Annotated in this window: 16 protein-coding genes; 10 read left to right on the top strand and 6 right to left on the bottom strand. The window is 66.3% G+C overall.

Annotated features, from left to right (window positions below; all coding sequences use genetic code 11):
• Positions 1-168 precede the first annotated feature (168 nt).
• The 3 genes from ACIPUB_RS11740 to ilvA all read left to right on the top strand — a co-directional run bounded on the left by ACIPUB_RS11740 (position 169) and on the right by ilvA (position 3,857).
• Positions 169-981 carry a Bax inhibitor-1/YccA family protein gene (locus ACIPUB_RS11740; protein ID WP_407607532.1) on the top strand — a complete coding sequence of 271 codons (813 nt, stop codon included), beginning with the start codon at positions 169-171 and terminating at the stop codon, positions 979-981.
• Positions 982-1,185: 204 nt separating this feature from the next.
• Positions 1,186-2,502, top strand: a complete 1,317-nt coding sequence (locus ACIPUB_RS11735; RefSeq protein ID WP_407607531.1) for an AI-2E family transporter — start codon at positions 1,186-1,188, stop codon at positions 2,500-2,502.
• 104 nt (positions 2,503-2,606) lie between these two features.
• Positions 2,607-3,857 (top strand): threonine ammonia-lyase, encoded by a 1,251-nt coding sequence (gene ilvA / locus ACIPUB_RS11730; protein ID WP_264268272.1) that lies wholly within the window; start codon positions 2,607-2,609, stop codon positions 3,855-3,857.
• A 227-nt stretch (positions 3,858-4,084) separates the two neighbouring features.
• Here ilvA and greA read toward each other — a convergent pair whose 3' ends face one another.
• Together greA and ACIPUB_RS11720 are read right to left on the bottom strand one after the other, a co-directional pair.
• The gene (greA, locus tag ACIPUB_RS11725; protein WP_264268271.1) at positions 4,085-4,579 is read right to left on the bottom strand and encodes a transcription elongation factor GreA; all 495 of its coding nucleotides are present in this window, start codon (positions 4,577-4,579) and stop codon (positions 4,085-4,087) included.
• Positions 4,580-4,845: 266 nt separating this feature from the next.
• Positions 4,846-5,247: a DUF4307 domain-containing protein gene (locus ACIPUB_RS11720; protein ID WP_407607530.1), complete on the bottom strand. Its 402-nt coding sequence runs from the start codon at positions 5,245-5,247 to the stop codon at positions 4,846-4,848.
• A gap of 108 nt (positions 5,248-5,355) precedes the next feature.
• On the opposite strand from ACIPUB_RS11720, the gene mca reads away from it, so the two are divergent.
• Together mca and ACIPUB_RS11710 are read left to right on the top strand one after the other, a co-directional pair.
• Complete coding sequence (gene mca / locus ACIPUB_RS11715; protein WP_407607529.1) at positions 5,356-6,273, top strand: mycothiol conjugate amidase Mca; 918 nt, start codon at positions 5,356-5,358, stop codon at positions 6,271-6,273.
• A gap of 51 nt (positions 6,274-6,324) precedes the next feature.
• A complete protein-coding gene (locus tag ACIPUB_RS11710; RefSeq protein ID WP_407607528.1) occupies positions 6,325-6,597 on the top strand; it encodes a hypothetical protein in 273 nt (90 codons plus the stop codon).
• 73 nt (positions 6,598-6,670) lie between these two features.
• Here the strand turns inward: ACIPUB_RS11710 and ACIPUB_RS11705 are convergent, their stop codons facing one another.
• Positions 6,671-7,378 (bottom strand): response regulator, encoded by a 708-nt coding sequence (locus ACIPUB_RS11705; protein ID WP_407607527.1) that lies wholly within the window; start codon positions 7,376-7,378, stop codon positions 6,671-6,673.
• 5 nt (positions 7,379-7,383) lie between these two features.
• On the bottom strand, positions 7,384-8,820 hold the full coding sequence (locus tag ACIPUB_RS11700) for a sensor histidine kinase (protein ID WP_407607526.1): 1,437 nt from the start codon (positions 8,818-8,820) through the stop codon (positions 7,384-7,386).
• Between the two features lie 156 nt (positions 8,821-8,976).
• Here ACIPUB_RS11700 and ACIPUB_RS11695 point away from each other — a divergent pair, with 156 nt between their 5' ends.
• The 3 genes from ACIPUB_RS11695 to ACIPUB_RS11685 all read left to right on the top strand — a co-directional run bounded on the left by ACIPUB_RS11695 (position 8,977) and on the right by ACIPUB_RS11685 (position 13,075).
• A complete protein-coding gene (locus ACIPUB_RS11695) occupies positions 8,977-9,900 on the top strand; it encodes an ATP-binding cassette domain-containing protein (protein WP_407607525.1) in 924 nt (307 codons plus the stop codon).
• Entirely contained in the window at positions 9,897-10,688 is a 792-nt protein-coding gene (locus tag ACIPUB_RS11690) for an ABC transporter permease (protein WP_407607524.1), read from the top strand. The genes ACIPUB_RS11695 and ACIPUB_RS11690 overlap by 4 nt, the downstream gene beginning before the upstream one ends.
• Positions 10,689-10,858: 170 nt before the next feature.
• The gene (locus ACIPUB_RS11685) at positions 10,859-13,075 is read left to right on the top strand and encodes a thioredoxin domain-containing protein (RefSeq protein ID WP_407607523.1); all 2,217 of its coding nucleotides are present in this window, start codon (positions 10,859-10,861) and stop codon (positions 13,073-13,075) included.
• Here the strand turns inward: ACIPUB_RS11685 and ACIPUB_RS11680 are convergent.
• Positions 13,072-13,752 carry a hemolysin III family protein gene (locus tag ACIPUB_RS11680; RefSeq protein ID WP_407607522.1) on the bottom strand — a complete coding sequence of 227 codons (681 nt, stop codon included), beginning with the start codon at positions 13,750-13,752 and terminating at the stop codon, positions 13,072-13,074. The two genes, ACIPUB_RS11685 and ACIPUB_RS11680, sit on opposite strands and share 4 nt — an antisense overlap.
• Positions 13,753-14,375: 623 nt before the next feature.
• On the opposite strand from ACIPUB_RS11680, the gene ACIPUB_RS11675 reads away from it, so the two are divergent.
• Together ACIPUB_RS11675 and ACIPUB_RS11670 are read left to right on the top strand one after the other, a co-directional pair.
• The gene (locus tag ACIPUB_RS11675; RefSeq protein WP_407607521.1) at positions 14,376-15,137 is read left to right on the top strand and encodes an isoprenyl transferase; all 762 of its coding nucleotides are present in this window, start codon (positions 14,376-14,378) and stop codon (positions 15,135-15,137) included.
• Positions 15,138-15,387: 250 nt separating this feature from the next.
• Positions 15,388-16,692 (top strand): PhoH family protein, encoded by a 1,305-nt coding sequence (locus ACIPUB_RS11670; protein WP_407607576.1) that lies wholly within the window; start codon positions 15,388-15,390, stop codon positions 16,690-16,692.
• A 31-nt stretch (positions 16,693-16,723) separates the two neighbouring features.
• Here ACIPUB_RS11670 and ACIPUB_RS11665 read toward each other — a convergent pair whose 3' ends face one another.
• A complete protein-coding gene (locus ACIPUB_RS11665; RefSeq protein ID WP_407607520.1) occupies positions 16,724-17,599 on the bottom strand; it encodes a hypothetical protein in 876 nt (291 codons plus the stop codon).
• Positions 17,600-17,653: the final 54 nt, after the last annotated feature.

The raw sequence follows: 17,653 nt of genomic DNA, 5'->3' as shown, positions 1-17,653 counted from the left end.
TTAACGGATTGCGGCGGCGCACATGAACTGAGCTGCCGCTTTCCGGGCCAAAAATCCGAAACCACTCGTTTTCCGGCAAAAAGGTGGTGATTTGGGGATTTATTGGTCTGCATCGAGCGTTCTACCAACGTAGGCTATTTACTAACAACCCTACGGAGGAGAAACACCATGGCCCTGGGCGGAAACCCGGTCTTCAAGTCCAAGAACTACCGCGAGCAGACCCGTGCGGCCGGCGCAACGGGTGCCGCGTCCACGACCTATGCTCAGCCGATGAGCGCTCAAGCCCTGCAGGACCTGTACACGCAGCCGTCCGCATCGCCGCAGGACACCGGCCGCATGACCTATGCCGATGTCATCAACAAGACCATGCTGACGCTGGGCCTTGTCGTCATCGGTGCCGCAATTGGCTGGCAGTTCCCGGGACTCATGCTTGTCGGCGCACTTGTCGGCCTGGTCCTGGGGTTGGTTAATGCCTTCAAGCGCCAGCCTTCGCCGATCCTGATCATGCTCTACGCGGGCTTCGAGGGCATCTTCCTCGGCGGCCTGTCGGGCGTCTTTGAGAACATGTACCCCGGCATCGCCGTCCAGGCCGTGCTTGCGACCTTCTCGGTCTTCGGCGTGACCCTGATGCTGTACCGCTCCGGCAAGTACCGTGCCACCCCGAAGATGACCCGCATGTTCATGATTGCGATGATCGGCTACGGCCTGTTCTCGCTGCTTAACTTCGGCCTGATGATGTTCGGCGTCATCGACGGCATGTTCGGCATGCGCAGCGGCCTGCTCGGCCTGGGCATCGGCGTGCTAGCCGTGCTGCTGGCCACCTACGCGCTGGTATTGGACTTCACCAACATCAGTGAGGGCGTGCGCCAGGGCGCACCGGCCAAGATGGCGTGGGCAGCTGCATTCGGCCTGACCGTGACCCTCATCTGGCTCTATGTTGAGATTCTGCGCATTCTGGCCATCTTGCGTGGCGACGACTAGTCAATCTGCTGAGTGACCGCGGGGCAGTACCTATAATTTGGGTACTGCCTCGCGGTTTTTCTGCAATATGTGCGTCATCTATTCAGCGCAGGCAACTTTCAAGGGATAACGTATGTTCATGGCATTTTCAGGCAGCATGGATTTGACCGGAAGGCATGCGCGCTTGGACGCGAAGCCCCGGTCCGGTTCCCGCGGGGGAGCGGCATGAAGCTGTCGCGTGTCTTCAAGCGCCTGGCCGACGCCACCGAAGCTGTGCAACAGGGTGCCCAGGCCACGCGCCATCGCCTGGCCGCCGATCCCGTGATCGATGAGGCCAGCGCACTCTCCTACGCCGAACATGCCCACGCCGATGACCTGCCCTACGGCGTGCGTATTGCGGCGTCGTGGTCCTGGCGGCTGATCGTCATCGTGATCGCCGTGGGCATCGCCGTCTGGCTGCTGTCCCATGTGTCCCTGCTGCTGATCCCGCTGATGATCGCGGCCCTGCTGGCGGGGCTGCTGAGCCCCGTGGTGAACTTCCTGAACCGCACCCTGCGCTTCCCCAAGGGGCTTTCCGTCGGGGTGACCATGATCGCGTTCCTGGGCCTGGTTGTCGGCGGCCTGTCGATCGTCGGGCGGCGCCTGGCCACTGGATTCGCCTCGCTGTGGTCCCAGGCCCTTACCGGCATCGGCCAGATCCAGCATTGGCTCTCCACCGGCCCGCTGGCCCTGAGCAACCAGGATGTCGACCAGCTGGTCCAGGACGCCCTGAACGAGCTCAGGAGCAATTCCTCCTCGATCCTTTCCGGCGCGCTGTCTTGGGGCACTACGGTGGGACACCTGATTACCGGGGTGCTGTTGGTGCTCTTCTCGCTGATTTTCCTGCTGCTCGACGGGCAGCGGATCGGGCGCTTCTTCGTGAACATCCTGCCGCGCCGCGCCCGCGCGGCCGCCCACGGAGCCGGCCGCCGGGGCTGGGCCTCGATGGTCGTGTACGTGCGCGTCCAGCTCTTCGTCGCCTTCATCGACGCAGTGGGCATCGGTGTCGGCGCGCTGATCCTCGGGGTGCCGCTGGCACTGCCGCTGGGCGTGCTCGTCTTCATCGGGTCCTTCATCCCGGTCGTGGGTGCCCTGGTCACCGGTGCGGTTGCCGTGCTGCTGGCACTGGTGGCCAACGGCCCGGTGAACGCGCTGATCATGCTTCTGGTCGTGCTGTTTGTGCAGCAGGCCGAATCCCACATCCTGCAGCCGCTGATCATGGGCAAGGCGGTGAGCCTGCACCCGCTGGCCGTCGTCATGGCCGTGGCCGGAGGTTCCATCGTCGCCGGAATCGCCGGCGCCCTGTTTGCCGTTCCCGTGCTGGCCGTGGCCAACACCGTGGTCAAGTACATTGCCGACCGGGGCTGGGAACACGAGAACCCGTTCGGTCCCCAGACAGCGGCCATGGCCGCTGTGGGAGAATCCCGAATTACCAAGCCGGTCCGCACCACGGAACCGGCTCCCGCAGACCTTGACGGAGAAGAACCAGACCCAGGTTCCTGATCCCGCACGCCGCCCAAGTCGCCCGGCACAAGGTCCTGGCCCGAAAGACTTCCCGACCCGATTGCATTTGCGTGTCCATACACGCCCAGAAGAAAGCCGCTCCCATGATCCAGAAGACCACACTCCCGGTGAGCCTGTCCGACATCGAAGAGGCCCGGACCCTGCTTGAGGGCGTCAGCGTCCAAACCCCGATGGAGCACTCGCGCGCACTGTCGCTGGACATCGGCTCCGAGGTCTACCTCAAGTGTGAGAACCTGCAACGTGCCGGGTCCTTCAAGGTCCGCGGCGCCTACGTCCGGATGGCGAAGCTGACCGCGGAGGAACGTGCCCGCGGCGTCGTCGCGGCCTCTGCCGGAAACCACGCCCAGGGCGTCGCCCAGGCAGCCCGCCGGCTCGGCATCAAGGCCCGCATCTACATGCCGCTGGGAGTGGCACTGCCCAAGCTCACCGCCACTCGCGACCACGGTGCCGAGGTCATCCTGCACGGTCACAACGTCGACGAGGCGCTTGCCGAGGCCGAACGCTACGCCACCGCGACCGGTGCCGTCTTCGTTCACCCCTTCGACAACCCCGACATCATTGCCGGCCAGGGAACCATCGGCCTGGAAATCCTTGATCAGCTGCCAGACGTCGACACCGTGTTGATGGGCGTGGGCGGCGGGGGACTTCTTGCCGGGGTCGCGGTGGCCATCAAGTCACGCGCCAAGGAGCTGGGGCGCGACATCAAGATCATCGGCGTGCAGGCCGAGAACGCCGCCGCCTATCCGCCCTCGCTGGCCGCCGACGCGCTGGTCCCGTTGGACACCGTGCGCACCATTGCCGACGGAATTGCCGTGGGACGACCCGGCCAACTTCCCTTCCAGATCATCCGTGAACTCGTCGACGAGGTCGTCACAGTCTCCGAGGACGCGCTGGCGCGCGCCCTGGTGTTCCTCATGGAACGCTCAAAGCTGGTCGTCGAGCCGGCCGGTGCGGTGGGCGTGGCGGCGCTGCTGGAAGGGAAGTTGGAGGAGCTGGGGCTGAAGCCAACGAAGACCGCGGTGATCCTCTCCGGCGGCAACATCGACCCGTTGCTGATGCTCAAGGTCATCCAACGCGGCCTTTCCGCGGCGGGACGCTACCTCACCGTGCGGATGATGCTGGACGACCGTCCCGGTGAGCTCGCAACGATCTCCCGCGTTATCGCCGAATCCGATGCCAACGTCACCCGACTGGACCACACCCGCGTTGGGGGTTCGCTGTCCATGGGCGACGTGGCGATCACCATCGACATGGAAACGAAGGGGCACGCGCATTCGGAATACGTGCTGAACAACTTGCGGGCCGAGGGCTTCCAGCCGATGATCATCGGCTAGCTCCGCATCCCGCATCAAGGCCCCCTTGTTCCATCCACCGGCGCGGTGGATGGAACAAGGGGGCCTTGCCTTTGCCCGGGCGAACGGGAAACACTGGCCAAAAGCCGATGGCCGCCAATGCTGCAACCCGCCGGGCCATCGCCCCCGAGGGGGAAATGGGCATCCAAACGGGTGAAGCATTGGCGGCCACCGGGCCACCGATCACGCCAAGGCGCGGGTGAAGGGAACTATGCGCTGTACGGCTTGCAGGAAACGATTTCGACGGTGATTTCCTTGCCGTTGGGTGCGGTGTAGCTAATCGTGTCACCGGACTTTGCGCCGTGCACTGCGGCACCAATCGGGGACCGCTCGGAGTAGACCTCCAGGTCGGTGTCCCCGGCAACCTCGCGGCTGCCAAACAGGAAGGTGGTCTTGTCGCCCGCGATGATGGCCTGAACCAGCATGCCCGGCTCGACGACTCCGTCATCGGCAGGTGCCTCGCCCACGTGGGCTCGGCGCAAAAGGTCCTTGAGGTACGCGATGCGTGCCTCGGCCTTGCCCTGTTCTTCCTTGGCTGCGTGGTAGCCGCCATTTTCCTTGAGGTCGCCCTCGGAACGTGCCTGTTCAATGCGGTCCACGATTTCCGCGCGGCCCGGCCCAGCGAGGTGCTCAAGCTCGACGGTCAGGCGGTCAAACGCCTCTTGGGTCAGCCAGATTACTGGTTCATGATTGGTCGTGGTCACGTGGTACTCCTTGTGTAATCAGGGCCGCTACTCCCCAGGGGAACAACAGGCCGAGATGGTCCCGCCCGATGATGCGACGAACATCTTGCAAGCAAAGACCCCGCACAGTGGGTGAAGAACTTTGTCCGTCACGTTCTGTAGCGGGGCATTAACGTATTAGAAAGATATTAGCCGTCATTTGGCTAATTGCCCAAGGTTTGAGCTTTTGGCGTATCGGCGCGTCTCGGAGACTTCACAATGGCCGAGACGCTCGGGGCGTGTGGAATCTAGGAGGTCTTGAGGACTCTGCATTCCTCGATGCCGGCGGTGGTCGCCAACGATTCGGTGCGCAGATCGACATCAAAGCGCGTGGTGGTCATGCCCTGGCCCTCGGTGGGTCCCACGGTCAGCGTCTTCCATCCGACAATGGCGTAGGAATCGCTCATGGCGCGCACCTCGCACTGCACGGTCGCGCTGGCCTCCTTGGAAATGTCCACAATCGCGGTGGCCATCGTGGGGGAGCGGACGATGAACGAATTGTCCTTGAACTGCACGTTCGAATGAGTTGCCGTGGCCAAGTAGAGTGCAGCCAGCATGCCAACGCCCAGGGATCCGATGATCAACGTCTTGCGGGTCTTTTTGGGAAGGGCCCGCTTGGGCGAACCGTACCTATTAGTTAAGCTGGACATTGGCGCCTCTTTCGACTCGTGGGCGTCGCGGCCGGGAAATCATCCCTACCAGTCTAAGCCTTGGCAAGGGGAACCCTTCACCGAGCATGAGAAGTTGGAGCTACCTAGGTGGAAGAACGAAACGTGGAGCACATCGCTGATTCAACGGGCCTGCGTTTGCTGGCGGTCCATGCACACCCCGACGACGAATCATCGAAGGGCTCGGCCACGATGGCCGCGTACATTGCGGCCGGCGCTTCGGTGATGGTGGCAACCTGCACCGGGGGGGAACGCGGAGACATCCTCAACGCGGCCGTTGGCGAACTTGCCCACGCGCACCGGGACCTGGCCGGGGTGCGGCGCACGGAAATGGCCGAGGCCGCCGCGGTGCTGGGCATCGAGCACCGCTGGCTGGGCTTCGTTGATTCCGGCCTGCCCGAGGGCGACCCGCTGCCGGAACTTCCTTTCGGCGCCTTCGCCCTGCAGCCGCTGGACCGGGCCGCAGCCCCGCTGATCAAGTTGATCCGCGACTTCAAGCCCCACGTGATCATCGCGTACGACGAAAACGGCGGCTACCCGCACCCGGACCACATCCAGGCGCACAAGGTCGCCGTGCACGCCTTTAAGGAAGCGGCCAAGGCCGACAGCTCCCCGGAACTCGGCGAGCCCTGGGAAACCTCCAAGCTGTACTACGACCGCGCCTTCGCGCCCGAGCGTTTCAAGACACTGCACTACGCCATGGTCGACGCCGGCATCGAGTCGCCGTATGCCGAGCGCATTGCCGCCTGGGAGCAACACCCTGACGAGCAGCTCTTCGGTTGGGTCTCGCCGCACGAGACCACCACGCAGATCCACTGCGCCGTCTTCTTCAAGCACCGCGACCGGGCGCTGCTGGCCCACCGGACCCAGATCGATCCGACAGGTTTCTTCTTTGCCGTGCCCGAGGCGATCTACGCCAAGTCATGGCCGTGGGAGGACTTCACCCTGATCGAATCCTCGGTTCCCACCACACTCCCAGAGACCGACCTGTTTGCCGGTCTAAGATAGGTAACGTGCCGGTGAAACCGGCCGCCAACTTTTTCAGAAAGAGCCCCGCGCGTGTATTCGTTCCTGCTGTACGCAGCATCAGTTAGTCCTTCGCCGGTTCCCGGCGCGCCCGTCGGCGACGCGGCACAATCCATTGGCCCGGGTTTCGTGGGTTTTGTGGCCACCGCGGCGCTCGTCATTGTGACCATCTTCCTGATCCGTGACATGACCCGCCGCATCCGCCGGGTCCGTTACCAGGGCGAGGCCCAAGCCCGCCAGCAGGAGCTGGTGGAAAAGGGCAAGGACATCCAGCCCGACGAGCCGGGGGACACACCCGCGCGTTAGGCTCACCATCATCCTGCAAGGCCCCCGTGTAGATCTCTTCACGGGGGCCTTGCAGTGACCGCGGCCCTTGGGTTCAGGAACCGGGCGGAACCAACCCGGCCTGGTGCGCCAACACCGCGGCCTGCACCCGGTTCCCGGCCGCCAGCTTGAGCAGGATTGCCGAGACGTGCCCCTTGACGGTGCCCTCGGTCAGGTGCAGCCGAGCACCGATCTGGGCATTTGAACAGCCGGCCCCCAGCAGGACGAGCACATCGGTTTCCCTGCCGCTTAGCTGCGCCACGGCCGCGCGGGCCACCTGGGGGGCACCGACGTCGACCGCGCGCAGCCGGTCCACCACCCGCCGTGCCACGCGCGGTGAAAGATAGGCGGCGCCCGAGGCAACCGCCTTGACCCCGGCAATCAGCTCCTGCGGCGCAGAGGCCTTGAGCAAAAAGCCGCTGGCCCCCAGCTTCAGCGCAGCGTCGATGTACTCGTCCTCGCCGAAGACCGTGAGCATGGCGACGGCGGTGCCGGGCAAGCGCACGGCCAGTTCGCGGGCAGCGGCGAGCCCGTCAAGCACCGGCATGCGGATATCCAGCAGCGCCACCGAAGGCCGGAACCTGGCGGCAAGTTCCAGGGCCTCGCGCCCGTCGGCCGCCTCGGCCACTACCTCGATGCCCGGATCCGAGGACAGGATCGCCCGGACCCCGGCGCGGACCAGCGCCTCGTCATCGGCCAACAACACCGTGATGGGCCTGTCCCCGGGGCCGGAGGCGGGTCGTGGAACTTCGGGCAGGGGCACAGGGGTCATCCTTCGTTTCGCGGCAACAGATGGTCCTTGGACACGAGCACCCCGCGGCCGAAACACAGCCTGTACATGTCGGTGCTGAAATCCAGGAAGCCGTTGCGTGCCTGGTAGTAGATGCATGAAGTGTTCCCTGGTGCCGGGGTCTCGGCAATCATCGGGGTGGGGCCGTCCAGGCCGCCGGCGGGCAGCAACGGCACGATCTCTGCGCGGGCCTGCCCCACCCGCAGCTGCGCGTAGGCGGACGGCGCCAGGGCGTTGTCCACCACCGTGAGCACCTGCACCGTCACCAGGATGCCGGCCAACAGCACCGCCAGCCCCAGCGGCAGCAACGCGGTGGCCCATTGCCGCGAGCGCGTGGTGCGACGGACATCCGCAAGCGCCGTGGCCACCGACCCGTCCACCGGAGCAGGAGCGGCCGCCAGCGTGCCGGGCCCGGGTTCGGGAAGCAGGGATGCCCGGGGGATGCGTGCGACCAGGCGGAAATCCTGCCCGTGCATTCCGGCCTCCAAGGTGCCGCCGAGCATGCGCAGCCGTTCGGCGACCCCTGCGAGCCCGGAACCGCCGGTGCCCACGACCGGGGCCGGTGAGGTGCGTCGGTTTTCGATCGTGATGGTCACCGGGTCCCTGCCTTCGTCGATCCCGATGTGCACCTCGGTGCCGGGGGCATGCCTGGCCGCGTTGGTCAGCCCCTCCTGGACCACCCGGTGCATGGCGGCCTGCACCGCCCGTGGAGGATCCGGGGTTCCGGGCGGGGCCGACACCTGTTCGAGGTCCGCCTGAAGCCCGGTGGTTCGCACCCGGGCAACCAGTGCCTGGATCGATTCGCCGGCAGGTACCAGCGGGGCAGCGCCGTTGGACGTGTCCTGGCGCAACATCGCCACGATCGCGTGCAGCGAATCGATTGCCTGGGCGGCTCGCTCGCGGATGTCGGCCGCCGCGCGGCGTCCCTGCTCCGTGGAGTTTGCGTCGACCTCCAGGGCGCCGGCGCCCAGGGCAATGAGCGCCAGCTCGTGCCCGAGCTCATCGTGCATGTCCTGGGCAATGCGGGTGCGCTCGAGCAGCCTGGCGTTGGCGGCAACGACCTCGTGTTCGCGCCGGCGGTGGGCGGTGCGCAGCATCCGGTAGCGGCCCCACCACCAGGGCAGCACCACCGCAGCAAAGACCAGCAGCACGTCCAACAGCCACCTCGAGGCGGCCCCGGAAGGATCGGCGGCCAGCCGCAGCGCACCCGCGACCAGGATCCCTGCCCCCAACATGGACACCGAAGCGGCGAGGGAATCCAGCCTGCGCCCGGCCAGATAGGCGGCAACCACCGCCAGTGCCGCGGCCAGGGCATTGCCCTGGCCCAGGGCCGGCATCACGAGCGCGGCCAGCAACAGCACGACGGCCCAGCCGGCCTGCTGCGGACGGAAACGGGCTCCGGAACGGATCCTCATTCACCCCATGCTACCGAGCCGCCGCCCGCCGGAACACCGACGAAAGTCAGGGGTGTTCGCCGCCGAAGAACCGACGAACGCCGGTGTCGGTGGGCCCGGGACCGAACCTAGCGTTGAAGGCAAGGAAGAAACACCAACCGGGCAAGGAGCAGGACCATGATCGTGCTTGAGGAACTCACCAAGGACTTTGGACGAAAGCGGGCGGTGGACGGGCTGTCGGTGGCCGTCGAAACGGGGAAAGTCACCGGCTTCCTGGGTCCCAACGGGGCAGGGAAGACCACCACCATGCGCATGCTGCTGGGGCTCGACACCCCCGACTCCGGGGCCGCGCTGATCGACGGGAAACCCTATGCAGCCCTCCACACCCCGCTGCGCACCGTGGGGGCCGTGGTCGACTCGCGCATCGGGCACCCGGGGCAGCGCGCCGCATCCCACCTGCTGGGCCTGGCCCGCAGCAACTCCATCCCCGCCCGCCGGGTGGGGACGGTGCTGGAGGAGGTCGGGCTCGCCGAAGCCGGGACCAGGCGCATCGGCACCTTTTCGCTGGGCATGCGCCAACGCCTGGGCATTGCCGGTGCGCTGCTGGGGGACCCCCAGGTGCTCATCTTCGACGAGCCGGTCAACGGGCTGGACGCCGACGGGGTGGTGTGGATCCGAGAGCTCATGCGCACCAAGGCAGCCGCCGGGGCGACGGTGTTCGTCTCCAGCCACCTGATGAGCGAGATGCAGTCCACGGCCGACCGCCTGGTGGTCATCGGCCGGGGCAGGCTGATCGTGGATGATTCCATCGACAACGTCATCGCCGAAAGCGCGCTGAACTCCATCACCGTCGCCACCCCCGATGCCGCGCTGCTCGCCGAGGCGCTGTCCCGCGCCGGGTGCCCTGTCACCTTGACGGACTCCGGGACGCTGCGGGTCACCGGCACCTCGCTGGAGGATGTCGGGGGAATTGCCCACGGGCTGGGCCTGAGGATCAACGAACTGAGCCTGCGCAAGGCCTCGCTGGAACAGGCCTACGCCGAATTGACCTCATCCAGCCTCGAATACGTGCCAACCGAAAATGAAAGGACAGCATCATGAGCGCCATCCAGGGAACCCCACTCGCCGCCATCCGCCGCGGGCGCGCCCGCCGGGCCGTGGCCTTTGAGGCCACCAAGCTGGCCGCCCTGCGCTCCACCTGGATCATCCTGTCGCTGGCGCTTCTCGGGCAGGTCGGCCTGGCCTGGCTGCTGGGCGCCTCGGCGCAGGCCAGCGGGGAGAACGGCTACGACACGACGATGCCGGCCCCCTTCATCGCCTTCGTGTCATTGCAGCTGTCCCAGCTGTTCATTGCCGTTCTTGCGGCGCTGTCCATCACCTCCGAGTACGGTTCCGGCACCATCACCACCTCCCTGCAGGCGGTCCCGGTGCGCTTGAGGTTCCTGGGATCCAAGGCCGCGGTGCTGGGTGCAGTCGGATTCGTTTCAGGGGCCGTCCTGGTGGGGGTCGGCACTCTGGTGGCGGCACCGGCCGCGGGATCCTACGGCGAGTTCACGCCCGGCAAGCTGGCCACGGCCATGCTCGGCGCCGGCACCTACCTGGGGCTGCTGGCCATGATGATGCTGGGCGTCGGATCGGTGCTGCGCAGCAGCGCCGGGGCCGTGACCGCGGCGTTCGTGCTGCTCTTCGGGCTGCCGCAGATCCTGCCGCTGTTCGCCGCGGAGACGGTGCAGGAAGCCGCCTCCTACCTTCCGACCAATGCCGCGGCGGTGCTGGGCACCGCAGCGGAACAACCCTACGGCCCGGTCACCGCGGTTGCCGTGCTGGCGGCCTGGACGGCGGTGTTCCTCGGTGCCGGGTATGCGGCATTGCGGGGCCGGGACAGCTGAAGCCGGCTGCTGCAGGCGTCCAACGAAGCGAACCACTTGGCAACCAGCTCGATGTCTACGCTCCATATGTCTCCGGCTTGGAACCTCCAGGTACGACGGTCGTCGGGATTGGCCTGCGCTCGATTTCCCGGTCTCTGCCATGAAGGACGCTCGTGGGGGAGACTGGAAACATGGGACAACGAATCGCCTCGAGCGCCTCCGCTTACCTAAGGCAGCATGCCCACCAGCAGGTGGACTGGTGGCCCTACGGGGACGAGGCATTCGCCGAGGCCGCGTCCCGCGACGTCCCGGTCTTCCTGTCCATCGGATACGCCGCCTGCCACTGGTGCCACGTGATGGCCCGCGAATCCTTCGACGACCCCGGGATCGCCGCCTACCTCAACGAACACTTCGTGCCGATCAAGGTCGACCGCGAGGAACATCCTGCCGTCGACAGTGCCTACATGGCCGCAACCCAAACGCTCACCGGTGCCGGTGGCTGGCCCATGAGCGTATTCACGCTCCCCGACGGCCGCGCCATCCATGCCGGGACCTATTTCCCGCCGGTGCCCCGGCCGGGCATGCCCGCCTTCATGCAGGTGCTCGAAGCGGTCACCGACGCCTGGGACAACCGCCGAGACGCCTTGGAACTGCAGGCAGCGACGCTCGCCGACCACCTGGGTTCGGTCGCCGGCGGACAGGCCAAGATGTTCTCCCGGGCCCTGCCGCTGCCCACTGCCGGCAATGAACCGGTGCTGGCCGAGTTGATCGGCACCGCCGTGCGAAAGTTGGCGGCCATGGAGGATCCCACCGGAGGCTTTTCACCGGCGCCCAAATTCCCGCCGAGTTCCGTGTTGGACTTCCTTCTGCGGGCTTCGCTGCTGGGCTCGGGGCCCGAGGCGTCGCAGGCCACCGCGCTGGCATCGGAGACGCTGCGGATCATGGCCTGCAGTGCACTGGCCGACCACGTGGGCGGCGGCTTTGCGCGTTATTGCGTGGATCCGGGGTGGAAGATCCCGCACTTTGAAAAGATGCTCTACGACAACGCACAGCTGCTGGGACTGTATGCCCGCGCGGCGGTGCAGTTGCCCGATGCGGACGTCGCCGAACTCTGCCGCGTATCCGCCCGCGGCATCCACAAGTGGCTGGAGGAAGACATGCAGCTTCCCGGCGGGGGATTCGCCTCATCCCTTGACGCCGACACCGTCATGCCGGACGGATCCCACCACGAGGGCGCCACCTACACCTTTAGCCGGGGCGAGGTCGCTAGGATCCTGGGAGAACAGGGAACGGAAGGGCTTCCGGCCTCCGGCAATGTTTTCCAGCAATTGTGGGCAGGCGCACCGCTGCCGGGCGAAGGCGCCGGGCAGGGTGATTTCCTACCGCGGGACGTGCCGATGACCGTTGCGCTGTCCCGCACCCCGACGCTCGCCGAATGGCCGGGGCTCGCAGATGCCCTGGGGAAACTGGCCGCCGAGCGTGCGACGCGGGTGCAGCCGGGCCGCGACGAAAAGGTCGTCGCCGGGTGGAACGGCCTGGCCATTGCCTCGCTGGCCGAGGCAGCGGTGCTGTTGCGCGAACCGCGCATGCTTGACCTCGCCACGAAGACGGCCGAATACCTGTACCGGGTGCACTGGGTGACGGCGAGCGGTGGCGCCGGGGCAATGCTCCACCGCATCAGCCACCAGGGCCGGGCCAGCACATCCATCTCCGCGGTGCTTGAGGACTATGCGGGCGTGGCACTGGGATTCCAGCAGCTCGGTACCGCCTCGGGGGACCAGGTCTGGTTCGCCAGGGCCGACGAAGTGCTCAGCGCGGCCCTGGATCTTTTCCTTGACGGGGGAATGCCACTGGACAGCGCAGCGAACGACCCCAGGGTCCAGGCCATGCGCGGGGGAGTGGGCAGCGCCGAGGCACTGGATGACGCGGTGCCGTCGGCGACCTCGCTGCTGGCCGCCGCGCTGCTGAACCGGGCCGGGCGAAGGCAGCTGGACATGGGAGGGGACGCCCCCGAGGCGGCGTTCGAACGCAGCGAGGCGGACCTCGGGCTGGTGCGCATGTTGCTGGGATTCGTGCCGGCGCTTGCCGACCGCGCACCCCATGGCACCGGGAGCGCCCTGGGAGTGGCTGCCCGATTCGTCCACGGTTCCACTACGGAGCTGGTCGTGGCCGGAGGAACTGAAACCGAACGCCGGGAAGCGGTGCGCCTCGGCGCATTGGCGGCAGTGGCCCAACTCGGCCCGACCGGCGAAGCGGACACTTTGGACACTGTCTACCCGGCGGGACCCGAGGGGCAACTGCGGCTCTATGTGTGCCGCGGAGGTGTTTGCCACGCACCGGTCGGTGACCTGCCGGCGCTGGCCGCGCTCATCGCACCGGGACTTTCGGTGAGCGGACCGGGGAACTAGGTGGTGCCGAGCACCGCGATGGCAATGGCAGAGAAATGGCAGGAGAAACCGATCAGCGTGAATGCATGGAACAGCTCGTGGAATCCCAGGATTTCCGGAATGGGGTTCGGGGCCTTCAACGCGTAGAACACCGCGCCGGCAATGTAGAAGGCGCCGCCGGCGCAAATGAGGATTGTCGCGGCCGGGCTGGCGGCGAAGAATTCCCCGATGAACAGCAGGGATGCCAGGCCGAGCAACACGTAGACAGGTGTGTAGAGCCAACGCGGTGCGTCGGTGTAGAACACCCGGAAGCCAACCCCTGCAAGGGCCCCGATCCAGATCGAGACCAGCAGGATGGTGGCCGACCTGGCCGGAAGCAGGGCCCATGCCAGCGGCGTGTAGGAGCCGGCGATCAGCAGCATGATGTTGGTGTGGTCGATCCGCTTGAGCACGCGAGTGGTGGTCGGCGACCAATTTCCGCGATGGTAGAAAGCTGAAACCGTGAAGAGCAGGACCCCGGTGAACGCGAACACGGCACTGGTGATCTTGCCGGCGCCCGCAGGGGCCATAACGATCAGCACGATGCCGGCGACCAGGGCCAGGGGTGCGGTGACTGTATGGATCCAGCCGCGCAGCAACGGCTTGGCCGGGTGCGCCGGAACCGTTGGATGTGACGGGGTCCCGGATGCTTGGCTCATGACCCCAGCCTAAACTACCGGACGGTAGCTTTGGGGACGACGGCGGCGATGCGACGTAAACCTATTGGATGAGAACCTTCGAGGATCCGACCGAAGCGAATGAGTCGTACATGTGGACTTCACAGCGGGATGCTGCGGCGACTGATTCCGCGATCCTGGCATCAACTGACGACAAGAGTCCAGGCATGCTGGAGACGCCATCGTCTACAAGTTCAGCGCATTTGGAACCACGACTACGGTAAAACTGCAGAAGAACTAATCAACATCCTCACCAGACGCCCCGGCGGGCGCAGCGCTCGCCGGGGCGTCCTGCCCTTCGTGGCAGAAACGAATAGTGCTTGTGACTAGCCCTGTTCTGCTGACAAGACGGGCATTGCCGGTATATCCCCCCGGCCCCAGCCGTGATCACCATCTGTGGATCGAGGCCAAGGCGGCAGCGGTGGCCGGAATGCCGAGAAAAACGGGGGGATCGCCGAGGACAAGGGTCGTTGTATGGGGTATTGCACCGCGCTATGCCCGCGTCTTGGCGCACCACCGGGGACGGAACCCGGTAGCGTTAAGCCAAGCACGCGGCCCGAGGGCGGTCGCATGTTGGCCCCCTATTTTTAAGCAGGAGTATCGCCGTGGAACTTCCGGGATTCGTCTACCGGCTCTATGAGCGGCAGTTGCGGGGTACGTTGACCCCGGAAAAACTGCCGGCACATATTGGCGTGCTCGTGGACGGGAACCGGCGCTGGGCCAAGCTGTCGGGACAAACCACTGCCAGCGGCCACCAGGCCGGCGCGGACAAGATCCTGGAATTCCTGGGCTGGTGCCAGGAGCTGGACATCAACCTGGTCACGCTCTACATGCTTTCCACCGACAACATGAGCCGCTCCAGCGATGAACTCGATGCCCTGATGGGCATCATTGCCAACACCCTGGACCGGTTGGGCGAGACCAAGACCGTTCGCGTGAAGCCGGTGGGCGCGCTGGACCTGCTGCCGGACTACCTGGCCAACAAGCTGCGCGAGCTGGAAGCCTCCACGGCCGGTGTCACCGGGATCCACGTCAACGTCGCCGTCGGTTACGGTGGCCGGCAGGAGATCGTCGATGCCGTCAAGGCGCTCCTGCTCCAAGGCCATGCCAACGGGCTGGACGCCGCGCAGATCGCCGCGGACCTGGATCCCGACCAGCTGGCCACCCATCTGTACACCAAGGGACAACCGGACCCGGACCTGGTCATCCGCACCTCCGGCGAACAGCGCCTGTCAGGGTTCCTGACCTGGCAGAGTGCCTACAGCGAGTTCTACTTCTGTGAGGCGCTGTGGCCGGATTTCAGGCGCGTGGACTTCCTGCGCGCACTGCGCGACTTCGCCGACAGGCAGCGCCGCTTCGGTTCCTGATCCGTTGTTGCCGGGGCGCGTCCCGCGGTGACATCCGGGCGATGCCAAATCTTCATCTTCTCTTCACCGCGGCACAGTCCAAACCCTAGGTACGGCCGAAGTTTTCGGCGTAGGTTTGGGCTTAACGGGTGATGAAGCCGTCATCGCCCGGCGAACGGGGGGAGCAACTCCCCGCGAGGAGCGAAACTTGGCAGCGAACCTGGAAAACCCATCAACCGCACCCGTCGTCTCGGACGCGACAGCCACCGAGGTGGCAGCGGCGGTAGGCACCCGGACCTTCGTCCTGGATACCTCGGTGTTGATCGCCGATCCACACGCAATGTTGCGCTTTGCCGAACACCATGTGGTCCTGCCCCTGACGGTGATCAGCGAGCTCGAGCACAAGCGCAACGATCCCACGCTCGGCTTCTTTGCCCGCGAGGCCCTGCGGACCCTGGAGGACCTGGGCCGCAAGCACGGCGGGTTGGCCAACGACATGGGAGTGGGCAAGCAGGGTGGAACCCTGCGGGTCGAACTGAACCACATTGCGTCCGAGGTCCTGCCCGTGGGCTTCCGCAACTCGGACAACGACACGCGCATCCTGGCCGTTGCGAAGTCATTGCTCGATCAGGGCATCGACGTCACCCTGGTGTCCAAGGACATGCCCATGCGCATCAAGGCCTCGGCCATGGGCCTGACCGCCGAGGAATACCGCAACGAGCTCATTGCCGACTCCGGCTGGACCGGCGTGCACGAGATGGACGTGAGCCAGGAGGACATGTCCGCGCTCTACTCCGATGAATCCCTTGAGCTTGAGGAAGCCGCCGAGCAGCCGGTGAACACCGGGCTGATCCTGCACTCTCCGCGCGGCTCGGCCCTGGGCAGGGTCGACCGCAACCACCTGGTGCGCCTGGTGCGCGGAGACCGCGAGGCCTTCGGGCTGCGTGGGCGTTCCGCGGAACAGCGCCTGGCCCTGGACCTGCTGCTGGACAAGGAAATCGGCATCGTCTCGCTTGGCGGGCGGGCGGGCACCGGCAAGTCGGCGCTCGCACTGTGCGCCGGACTCGAAGCGGTCATGGAACGCCGCGAGCACCGCAAGATCATGGTCTTCCGCCCGCTCTATGCCGTTGGCGGGCAGGAACTGGGCTACCTGCCCGGCGCCGAGGCCGAGAAGATGAACCCCTGGGCGCAGGCCGTGTTCGACACCTTGGGTGCGGTGGTCTCCAAGAACGCCATCGACGAGGTCATGAGCCGTGGCATGCTCGAGGTCCTGCCGCTGACCCACATCCGCGGGCGCTCGCTGCATGACGCCTTCGTGATCGTTGACGAGGCCCAGTCCCTGGAACGCAACGTACTGCTCACGGTGCTTTCGCGCATCGGCCAGAACTCGAAGGTGATCCTCACCCACGATGTGGCCCAGCGCGACAACCTGCGGGTGGGCCGCCACGACGGCGTCGCCGCGGTGGTCGAGCAGCTCAAGGGACACCACCTCTTCGGGCACGTCACGCTGACCCGCTCCGAACGCTCCGAGATCGCGGCATTGGTCACCGAACTGCTCGAGGACCGGAACCACTAGGGGGGCGTTACGTCGGGGCGGGCACGCGGTCCTAGGCCGCTGGCCCGCCCCGGTGCCGCGCGCTGCCCGGAGCCTGCGGCCCGGGGGTGTCGGCCAGCCCCGGGATCGGCCACAGCGGTGCATGCCGCACGTCGCTGAGCGAGGCCCGCGGCTGGGTGAAAAGCCCGTCGATCATGTATTCGTCCACGGCGGTGATGGCCACCCGGTGTTCGAGCCCGGACTCAGGACCGTCGAGCACCCGGCGCAGCACGCAGACGCCGGTGGCCCGGTCGAGGCGGATCAGCGTGAGGCCAGTGCCCAGCAGCGGCGCATCGTCGATGACTGGGGCGTAGGAATGGCCGCGGGAGAGTTCCGCCTCAAGGCATTCGCGGCCCGATTCGTCCTCGAACACCCGCAGCGAGTGGATGGTGCTGGGATGGGGGAAGGCCATGTCGGCAGGGCCCGGTGCGAAGCCGGCGATTTCCACCGGATCCAGGAACGCACTCCACAGGCCCACCGGCATTAACGCGTTGCCATAGGCGGCCTCGGGCCGCCGGGAGACCAGGCCGTCGTCCCCGTACACCGGGGCCAATAGTTGTGGCGGCAACAACCAGCTTTTGCGGGTGGCCGCCACGAATCCGGCATCGCGCGAATCATAGATGTGCTCGGTGCGGAAGAGCACCGCACCGTCCTCGTCCTCGACACGGATGGCGTCCGGGCGCCTGATCAACACCGTGAGGTGGGTGGGCAGGCTCGGGGCGGCAAAGGCCAGCGCATGCCGTTCCTTGTCCGTGACGCCGATCCGGATCTGGAGGGTGTTCCACAGCCAGGGGGAGGACCGGGCGAGCCGACGAAAATGGCCCATGAGTTCCTTGCCCGGGGCCCTGTCGGGGTCGGGGAATACGTCAGCGCCGGGGTGCTGGTCCATGCCTTCAGTGTAGCGAGGAGTCACATTGCGGGGGATTGTCCCGCCGGTGGCGTG

The sequence above is a fragment of the Paeniglutamicibacter sp. ORCA_105 genome (assembly GCF_045798545.1).
Classification (GTDB): Bacteria; Actinomycetota; Actinomycetes; order Actinomycetales; family Micrococcaceae; genus Paeniglutamicibacter; species Paeniglutamicibacter sulfureus.
This window is presented reverse-complemented; position numbering and strand designations above follow the sequence as displayed.

What these genes read in the sequence shown, in the direction of transcription:
- ACIPUB_RS11740 (WP_407607532.1), top strand. Translation starts at nt 169, where the DNA reads ATGGCCCTGGGCGGAAACCCGGTCTTCAAGTCCAAGAACTACCGCGAG.
- ACIPUB_RS11735 (WP_407607531.1), top strand. Translation starts at nt 1,186, where the DNA reads ATGAAGCTGTCGCGTGTCTTCAAGCGCCTGGCCGACGCCACCGAAGCT.
- ilvA (WP_264268272.1), top strand. Translation starts at nt 2,607, where the DNA reads ATGATCCAGAAGACCACACTCCCGGTGAGCCTGTCCGACATCGAAGAG.
- ACIPUB_RS11720 (WP_407607530.1), bottom strand. Translation starts at nt 5,247, where the DNA reads ATGTCCAGCTTAACTAATAGGTACGGTTCGCCCAAGCGGGCCCTTCCC.
- ACIPUB_RS11700 (WP_407607526.1), bottom strand. Translation starts at nt 8,820, where the DNA reads ATGAGGATCCGTTCCGGAGCCCGTTTCCGTCCGCAGCAGGCCGGCTGG.
- ACIPUB_RS11695 (WP_407607525.1), top strand. Translation starts at nt 8,977, where the DNA reads ATGATCGTGCTTGAGGAACTCACCAAGGACTTTGGACGAAAGCGGGCG.
- ACIPUB_RS11690 (WP_407607524.1), top strand. Translation starts at nt 9,897, where the DNA reads ATGAGCGCCATCCAGGGAACCCCACTCGCCGCCATCCGCCGCGGGCGC.
- ACIPUB_RS11685 (WP_407607523.1), top strand. Translation starts at nt 10,859, where the DNA reads ATGGGACAACGAATCGCCTCGAGCGCCTCCGCTTACCTAAGGCAGCAT.
- ACIPUB_RS11680 (WP_407607522.1), bottom strand. Translation starts at nt 13,752, where the DNA reads ATGAGCCAAGCATCCGGGACCCCGTCACATCCAACGGTTCCGGCGCAC.
- ACIPUB_RS11665 (WP_407607520.1), bottom strand. Translation starts at nt 17,599, where the DNA reads ATGGACCAGCACCCCGGCGCTGACGTATTCCCCGACCCCGACAGGGCC.